Genomic DNA, 4,056 nt, shown 5'->3' with positions numbered 1-4,056 from the left:
CTGCTTCTTCCAAGATTGGTTGCGCTGCGAAGCCAGCGCAACAACCCTCTTTGCCTGATGACCATAGCGAGTCGGTCCCACCCCTTCCCATCCCGAACAGGACCGTGAAACGACTCTACGCCGATGATAGTGCGGATTCCCGTGTGAAAGTAGGTAATCGTCAGGCTCCCTAAGCCAGAAACCCCCGCCCGAAAAGGCGGGGGTTTTTGCATTTCGGCGGCGGAAAACCATTTGCGCTTGGAGAAAGCGCACGTCATTCATCCCGTCTACCTGGCGCGCTGGCCCGCTCTCTCAGCTGCCATCCTGCAGTCAAACCTCGCCCCGAAACGAAACCACGCGATTTGATACGATCGAAGTGGCGCCGGCGATTGCACTCGTCGACGCTCATGTTCGAAACCAGGGCTTGATGGAGAGGGCGGGAATGAATATCGGCGATGCGTCGCGCGAATCCGGAGTCAGCGCAAAAATGATCCGGTACTACGAACAGGTTGGCCTGCTTGCGCCGAGCAAACGTACCGACGCCGGCTACCGCATCTACGGGGCGGACGAAATTCATATCCTGCGCTTCATCCGTCAGGCGCGACGCCTTGGCTTTCTCGTCGAGGACATCCGCAAGCTGCTGACGCTCTGGCAAGATCGTTCCCGCGCGAGCTCGGAAGTGAAGTCGATTGCGCTCGAGCACGTGGCCGAACTCGACAAGCGCATCGCGGAACTGAGCGACATGCGCGACACGCTGGCCGATCTTGCCGCGCACTGTCATGGTGACGGGCGTCCCGAGTGCCCGATTTTGGCGCGTCTGTCCGACCCCGTCAGTGAACCAAATTAGTGCGCATATTCGAGGTTCGAAACGGGCCTCGATTCGATTTCCATAAAAATCAACAGGTTACGTGAAGTTGATGCTCGATCATTCCAAACTGGAATGGTTTCCATGCAAGTATTTCACTAGCATCTTGGTGCGGCATCGCTATAATTCGGGATAACCCTATACGGGAAATCCCTGAATCTCGATTCACCAGGGGTCCCCCTTCCTTGGAGAACGTCATGATCGCCTACATCGTCGAAAAGCTGAGCAACTGGTTCGAATCCGCAGAACGTGAACGCCGTGAGGCTTACCTCGCCACGTCGTCGGACATCGTCCAGCTCGAGAGCCGTATCCGCTCGCTCGAAACCAACGGCTACTCGCTGTAATCGGAGTCACCGTCAGGTGCCACGTGGCACCGAACGATAAGCAAGCCCCGTATTGACGGGGCTTTGTTTTTTTGTGCGCCGGATCTGGCGCAATCATCAGTGCAGCGCTATGGTATGGGCCTGCTTTTCATCCCGAAGGACACGATCATGCGTTTGCGTCTCGATGTGCGTCGCAGTGCCCGCGCGCGTCTCGTTCTCGGCGCGGTGGCGCTTGTCCATGGACTCGCGGCCGCTGCCGCGACATCGTCCAAACCGCTGATTCTCGATACGCAACGCGGCATCCAGGACGGCAAGGGCGGGTTGGTGCTGCAGACGGCGCCGCTGTCTCCCGAGCCGATCGTCGAGCCGGCAGGCATGCGGGCTCCGGCCGGGCAGGCGCCGAACACGTCGGTTCCGCTGTTCGTCGCACCGTATATCAATGTCCCCGCGTGGGGTGGACAGCCGGCCAACCAGCCAAGGCTCGCGCCCAGACCGCAGCCGTAACGCGCAGTCGCGCGATCAGTTTCCGCGGTGCTCGATCTGGCAGCGGGCGCCGCTATCCTGTCCCAGCATCTCGACCAGATAAGGGAGTGCCTCGTTCATGCTCTGGGCGAGGGTGTACGGCGGATTCAGGATGAACATCCCGCTGCCGTAGAGACCGAGTCCGTCAGTGGGCGGATTCGACACCGTCAGTGTCAGGTGCAGCCAGTTGTTCGGTTGCAGGCGCTTCAACTGCTCGGGGAAACGCTGCGATTCCGTCCGGGTCACCTGCGGGTACCAGACGGCATAGCAGCCCGTCGCGAAACGCTTCAGACACTCCGTCACGCAAGTCACCGTGCGCGCGTAATCCTTCTTGTCCTCGTAGGACGGGTCGATCAGCACGAGCGCGCGTCGCGGCGGCGGCGGCAGCAGCGCCTTGATGCCTTCGAAGCCGTCTCCGGCAAAGATCATCGCGCGTCGCCCCGCATCGCGGAAATTGTGGCGCAGCACGTCGATTTCCGTCGTGTGCATTTCGAACAGCCGCATGCGGTCCTGCTCGCGCATCGATCGCCATGCAATGTACGGGGACCCCGGGTAGAAGCGCAGTTCACCGTCGTCGTTCAGCGCGCGGACCTCATCCACATAGTCGCCCAGCGCTTCCGGCAGGTTCTTTTCGTTCCACAGCCGGCCGATGCCAGTGTCGAATTCCGACGTCTTTGCCGCGTAACCGTCGCGCAGCGAATACACGCCGGCACCTGCATGCGTGTCGATGTACCAGTACGACTTGTCTTTCTTGTTCAGGTAGCGCAGCAACTGGACGACGACGGCGTGCTTGAGCACGTCCGCGTGGTTGCCTGCGTGAAAACCGTGACGATAACTGAGCATGGCGGGCTGCCTGAAACGAAAGGTGAATCGATGAAAGCGCTTGATCGTGCGCGGCCGGCTAGGCGCGGCAGTCAGGCCGGGCGCCGATGCGGGCCGCGTATTGTACGCGAGTGGCCGTGCATCGCCTCATTCGTACGCATCGCCGACCACCTCCTCGATGCGTTGCTTCACATCCGGTGTCAGCTTCGCGGCAACGTCGAGCGCGCGCATGTTGTCGCCGATCTGCTCGATCCGCGACGCGCCCGTGATGACCGAGCTAACGTGCGGATTCGCGAGCACCCATGCGATCGCGAGCTGGCCGGTGCTGCAGCCGAGCTCCGTCGCAATTTCGCCGAGCCGTTCGACGATGTCGTTGGCGGCCTGGTCGGTCAGGCGGTCGCGCATCCAGTCGTACCCCTGTAACTGCGCGCGGCTGCCGGGCGGTACGCCGTTACGGTACTTGCCGGTGAGCAGGCCCGATGCCAGCGGGCTCCAGGTCGTGAGGCCGAGACCGTAGTCGTCGTAGAGCCGTGCATATTCCTTTTCGACCCGCGTGCGGTGGAACAGGTTGTACTGCGGCTGCTCGACGACCGGCTTGTGCAGGTGATGCCGTTCGGCGATCTCGCAGGCAGCACGGATCTCGTCGGCGCTCCATTCCGACGTGCCCCAGTACAGCGCCTTGCCGCGCACGATCATGTCGCTCATTGCCCAGACGGTTTCCTCGATCGGCGTGTTCGGATCGGGGCGATGGCAATAGACGAGATCGACGTAGTCGAGCTGCAGCCGACGCAGTGAGCCGTCGATGGCGTTCAGCAGGTATTTCCGGTTCAGCGTGTGATACTGGTTCGGCGCTTCGGCGAGCCCCCAGAAGAACTTGGTGGACACGATATAGCTGACACGCGGCCAATCGAGCGACTTGAGCGCGTGACCCATGATTTCCTCGGATTTGCCGCCGGCGTACACCTCGGCGTTGTCGAAAAAATTGACGCCTGCGTCGCGTGCTGCGGCAAGGCATTCACGCGCGACCCGCTGGTCGACCTGGTTGCCGTACGTGACCCACGAGCCGAGGGAAAGCGCGCTGATCTGCAGGCCGGAGCGGCCTAGCCGTCGATAGTGCATGCGAATCTCCTGCGTGACAGAACCGACCTTAAGGTTAGACGTTTTGCGCGCGAACGGCGGGGCCGATCGTGCACAATGGCGGCTGGCCCGCCGCGTCGATCACGCGATGAATGCCGAGGTGACGGGCACGTACTTTTTCGATCCGACAACGGGAGGAGACGGACATGGCAGCAGATCTGAATGGCAAGACCGCAGTCGTCACGGGCGCCGCGAGCGGCATCGGCAAGGAAATCGCACTCGAGCTCGCGAAAGCGGGCGCGGCCGTCGCGATCGCCGACCTGAACCAGGACGGCGCGAACGCCGTTGCCGACGAGATCGTCAAGGCCGGCGGCAAGGCGATCGGCGTCGCGATGGACGTGACGAACGAGGAAGCCGTGAACAGCGGTATCGACAAGGTGGCCGAAACGTTCGGCTCGGTCGACATCC

General features: G+C 61.9%; 6 protein-coding genes and 1 rRNA gene. 5 read left to right on the top strand and 2 right to left on the bottom strand.

Annotated features, from left to right (window positions below):
• The first annotated feature begins 53 nt into the window (after nucleotides 1-53).
• The 4 genes from rrf to VK92_RS38770 all read left to right on the top strand — a co-directional run bounded on the left by rrf (nucleotide 54) and on the right by VK92_RS38770 (nucleotide 1,671).
• Nucleotides 54-166, top strand: a 5S ribosomal RNA gene (gene rrf / locus VK92_RS38780).
• A 255-nt stretch (nucleotides 167-421) separates the two neighbouring features.
• The gene (cueR, locus tag VK92_RS38775; protein ID WP_027786885.1) at nucleotides 422-826 is read left to right on the top strand and encodes a Cu(I)-responsive transcriptional regulator; all 405 of its coding nucleotides are present in this window, start codon (nucleotides 422-424) and stop codon (nucleotides 824-826) included.
• A 215-nt stretch (nucleotides 827-1,041) separates the two neighbouring features.
• Nucleotides 1,042-1,188, top strand: a complete 147-nt coding sequence (locus VK92_RS41385) for a DUF3563 family protein (RefSeq protein ID WP_006478295.1) — start codon at nucleotides 1,042-1,044, stop codon at nucleotides 1,186-1,188.
• A 147-nt stretch (nucleotides 1,189-1,335) separates the two neighbouring features.
• Nucleotides 1,336-1,671: a hypothetical protein gene (locus VK92_RS38770; protein WP_042978458.1), complete on the top strand. Its 336-nt coding sequence runs from the start codon at nucleotides 1,336-1,338 to the stop codon at nucleotides 1,669-1,671.
• A gap of 15 nt (nucleotides 1,672-1,686) precedes the next feature.
• On the opposite strand, the gene VK92_RS38765 is transcribed toward VK92_RS38770, so the two are convergent.
• Both VK92_RS38765 and VK92_RS38760 read right to left on the bottom strand, forming a co-directional pair.
• A complete protein-coding gene (locus VK92_RS38765; protein ID WP_021164367.1) occupies nucleotides 1,687-2,532 on the bottom strand; it encodes a 23S rRNA (adenine(2030)-N(6))-methyltransferase RlmJ in 846 nt (281 codons plus the stop codon).
• A gap of 126 nt (nucleotides 2,533-2,658) precedes the next feature.
• Entirely contained in the window at nucleotides 2,659-3,630 is a 972-nt protein-coding gene (locus VK92_RS38760) for a potassium channel beta subunit family protein (RefSeq protein ID WP_048026650.1), read from the bottom strand.
• Nucleotides 3,631-3,794: 164 nt separating this feature from the next.
• Here VK92_RS38760 and VK92_RS38755 point away from each other — a divergent pair.
• Nucleotides 3,795-4,056: SDR family NAD(P)-dependent oxidoreductase (locus VK92_RS38755; RefSeq protein WP_048468272.1), on the top strand; the 262-nt coding region annotated here is incomplete at its 3' end.

Origin of the sequence: Burkholderia sp. LK4, assembly GCF_001043615.1 — a bacterium.
Lineage (GTDB): Bacteria > Pseudomonadota > Gammaproteobacteria > Burkholderiales > Burkholderiaceae > Burkholderia > Burkholderia cepacia.
The sequence above is the reverse complement of the archived record's forward strand: the minus strand, read 5'-3'. Positions and strand labels throughout refer to the sequence as shown.

Bases quoted from the DNA above. Each gene is read 5' to 3' on its own strand.
- VK92_RS38760 (WP_048026650.1), bottom strand. From the start codon at position 3,630: ATGCACTATCGACGGCTAGGCCGCTCCGGCCTGCAGATCAGCGCGCTT.
- cueR (WP_027786885.1), top strand. From the start codon at position 422: ATGAATATCGGCGATGCGTCGCGCGAATCCGGAGTCAGCGCAAAAATG.
- VK92_RS38770 (WP_042978458.1), top strand. From the start codon at position 1,336: ATGCGTTTGCGTCTCGATGTGCGTCGCAGTGCCCGCGCGCGTCTCGTT.
- VK92_RS38765 (WP_021164367.1), bottom strand. From the start codon at position 2,532: ATGCTCAGTTATCGTCACGGTTTTCACGCAGGCAACCACGCGGACGTG.
- VK92_RS41385 (WP_006478295.1), top strand. From the start codon at position 1,042: ATGATCGCCTACATCGTCGAAAAGCTGAGCAACTGGTTCGAATCCGCA.